The organism is Collinsella aerofaciens, from assembly GCF_039752955.1.
GTDB lineage: Bacteria > Actinomycetota > Coriobacteriia > Coriobacteriales > Coriobacteriaceae > Collinsella > Collinsella aerofaciens_BI.
Window position 1 is genome coordinate 49,483 of sequence record NZ_JBDMHB010000006.1, and the last position, 2,724, is coordinate 52,206.

Below are 2,724 nucleotides of genomic sequence, written 5' to 3' on the forward strand. Positions count from 1 at the left end.
GTTCCTCGGTAGCTCAATGGTAGAGCACGCGGCTGTTAACCGCGCTGTTGTAGGTTCGAGTCCTACCCGGGGAGCCAGAATTTCTCAGCCCATTTCGCTGGGCTTTTAAATTCCTCGGTAGCTCAATGGTAGAGCACGCGGCTGTTAACCGCGCTGTTGTAGGTTCGAGTCCTACCCGGGGAGCCAGGTTGTAAAACCCGTCGCTTATGCGGCGGGTTTTTTCATGCCGCGATCGCCTGGCGCGAACGTTACCGTATCAACATTTCGTGTCGAGGATGTAATCCCGTGACCCACCACCTCAACATGGCGCGCTCGTTGTAGAATAATGCAATGATTGCTCCCACGAGATGGTGCCGTGAGCACCAGATAAGGAGATTCTTGTGTCTGAGACCATTAACGGCAGCCTGAGCGTCTCGAACGACGTTATTGCCGATATTGCCGGTTATGCCGCGATGACGTGCTATGGCGTCGTCGGTATGGCCGAACAGCTCCAGGGCGCCGAGAGCGTGCGCCTGCTTGCCGGTCAGCGCCTCCGCAAGGGCGTGCTTGTCTCCGCCGACGAGAACGGCCTTACGGTCGATCTTCACGTCGTGCTCGAGAACGGCGTCAACATGAAGTCCGTCTGCCACAATCTTTCGAGCTCCGTTGCCTTCACCCTGCAGGAAATCGCCCAGATCGATCCCGCCAGCCTTAAGATCGGCATCCACATCGACGCGCTCAAGAGCCGTCTGAACTAGCATCCGAAAACGGAGATTCAAATACCCATGATTGCAAAGACCATTCGCACCTGTTTTCCGATCGCTGCGGCTGCCGTTTCCGACAAGGCCGAGGAGATCAACAAGCTCAACGTCTTCCCCGTACCCGACGGCGACACCGGCACCAACATGTCGCTCACGCTCGCCTCGGTGACCAAGGAGCTTTCCGCCCTTCCCGCCGATGCCGATATGGAGGCCATTGCCGGCGCCATCACCCACGGCTCCCTGATGGGTGCCCGCGGCAACTCCGGCGTCATCACCTCGCAGATCCTGCGTGGCGTGGCCGAGGGTCTCGTTTCTGCCGATGAGCCTATCACGTCCGCCAACATCGCCTTCGCCTTCCGTCGCGCCGTCAAGGTCGCCTTCCAGGCCGTCCGCAAGCCCATCGAGGGCACGATCCTCACGGTGCTGCGCGATGTCTCGACCAAGGCCGACGAGTGCGAAAAGAAGAAGTTCTCGGCCGAGGACGCGCTCGACGCCATCGTCGTCGAGGCCTACCAGTCCGTCGCTCGCACGCCCGACCTGCTGCCCGTTCTGAAGGAGAACGGCGTGGTCGACTCCGGCGCCTTTGGCTTTGCCATCTTCCTGGAGAACTTTGTTGCCGCCGCGCTTGGCCGCAGCACCGTTGTCGAGGATTTCTCCGCCACGTTTGATTCTGCCGGCTCTGCCCGCGACGCGGCCCTTGGTCGCGTTGAGATCGAGGCCAACGACGACTGGGAGGGCTCGGAGTTCCGCTACTGCAACGAGTTTCTCTTTAAGGCCGACGCCCCGTTTGACGAGGACGAGTGCCTTAAGTTCCTGGGCTCCATGGGCGACTGCGAGCTGCTCGTGGGTGCCTACCCCGACTACAAGATCCACGTGCACTCCAACACCCCCAACCTGGTGCTCGAGCACATGCTGCAGCTCGGTCAGATCTACGAGGTCTTTATTCACAACATGGAGATGGAGGCCCACGACCGTACCGCCAAGATTCATGAGGACCAGGAGAAGGCCGCCGAGCCCGCCAAGGCGTTGGGCTTTGTCGCCGTTGCCGCTGGTTCGGGCGAGGCCGACATCCTCAAGTCCCTCGGCGTTGACGTGATCGTCTCGGGTGGCCAGACCATGAACCCCTCGACCGCCGACCTGCTGGGCGCGGTGGACCAGGTCAACGCGACCTCGGTCATTATCCTGCCCAATAACGGCAACATCCGCATGGCTGCCGAGGCCGCCGCTTCTGCCTGCACCGACAAGAAGGTCGCCGTCGTTCCCACCAAGACTGTCCCGCAGGCCTTCTCCGCGCTGTTCGCGGCCCTGCCCGATTCCGAGCTCGAGGACGCCGTCGCCGCCATGGTCGACGCCATCAGCGAGGTCCGCGATGGCGAGGTCACCCGCGCCGTGCGCGATTCCAGCGCCTCCGACGGCTCTCCGATTCACTCTGGTGACGTTATGGGTATCATCGCCGGCTCCATCGACGTGGTCGGCTCCGACGTGAAGCAGGTCACGCTCGATTGCATCAACCGCATGCAGGAGGAAGAGGAGGGCGACGCGCTGACGATTCTGGCCGGCGAGGAGCTGTCCGATGAGGCCTTCCAGGAGATCGTCGACGCTATCGAGGAGGCTCAGCCCGATCTGGAGATTGACGCCCATCGTGGCGAGCAGCCGCTCTATCCCGTGATCTTCTCGATCGAGTAGGCAACTGCCTATGTCCGAGCTGTGCTCCGTGCCGCGCGTCTCGGAGCGCTTTGCCCAGAGCAATGCGCTCGACGAGGATATCGCGCGACTCAAATATGTTTCGGGTAAACGTGAGGAGGCCCTTCGCCGTCTGGGAATTCGGACGGTGGGGGACCTCCTTCTCCATATTCCTCATCGATACCTCGACTTTACCCGTTCGTGGTCTATCGAGATGGCGCCCATCGGTACCGTGTGCACCATCATCGCCACGGTCGACCGTATCGTCCAAAAGCAGCCTCGCCCGCGTATGCAGGTGACC

General features: G+C 61.4%; 2 protein-coding genes, 2 tRNA genes and 1 pseudogene. All 5 read left to right on the forward strand.

The features are described 5' to 3' along the window. Window positions 1–2: 2 nt before the first annotated feature. Window positions 3–77: transfer RNA gene (locus ABHR75_RS02825), tRNA-Asn, on the forward strand. Window positions 78–111: 34 nt separating this feature from the next. Next, window positions 112–186: transfer RNA gene (locus ABHR75_RS02830), tRNA-Asn, on the forward strand. Between the two features lie 194 nt (window positions 187–380). Next, window positions 381–737, forward strand: a complete 357-nt coding sequence (locus ABHR75_RS02835) for an Asp23/Gls24 family envelope stress response protein (protein ID WP_022093773.1) — start codon at window positions 381–383, stop codon at window positions 735–737. Window positions 738–764: 27 nt separating this feature from the next. Further along, window positions 765–2,426: a DAK2 domain-containing protein gene (locus ABHR75_RS02840; protein ID WP_346963562.1), complete on the forward strand. Its 1,662-nt coding sequence runs from the start codon at window positions 765–767 to the stop codon at window positions 2,424–2,426. 10 nt (window positions 2,427–2,436) lie between these two features. Continuing rightward, a pseudogene (locus tag ABHR75_RS02845) lies at window positions 2,437–2,724 on the forward strand (ATP-dependent DNA helicase RecG); the annotation flags it as partial.

What these genes read in the sequence shown, in the direction of transcription:
- ABHR75_RS02840 (WP_346963562.1), top strand. Translation starts at nt 765, where the DNA reads ATGATTGCAAAGACCATTCGCACCTGTTTTCCGATCGCTGCGGCTGCC.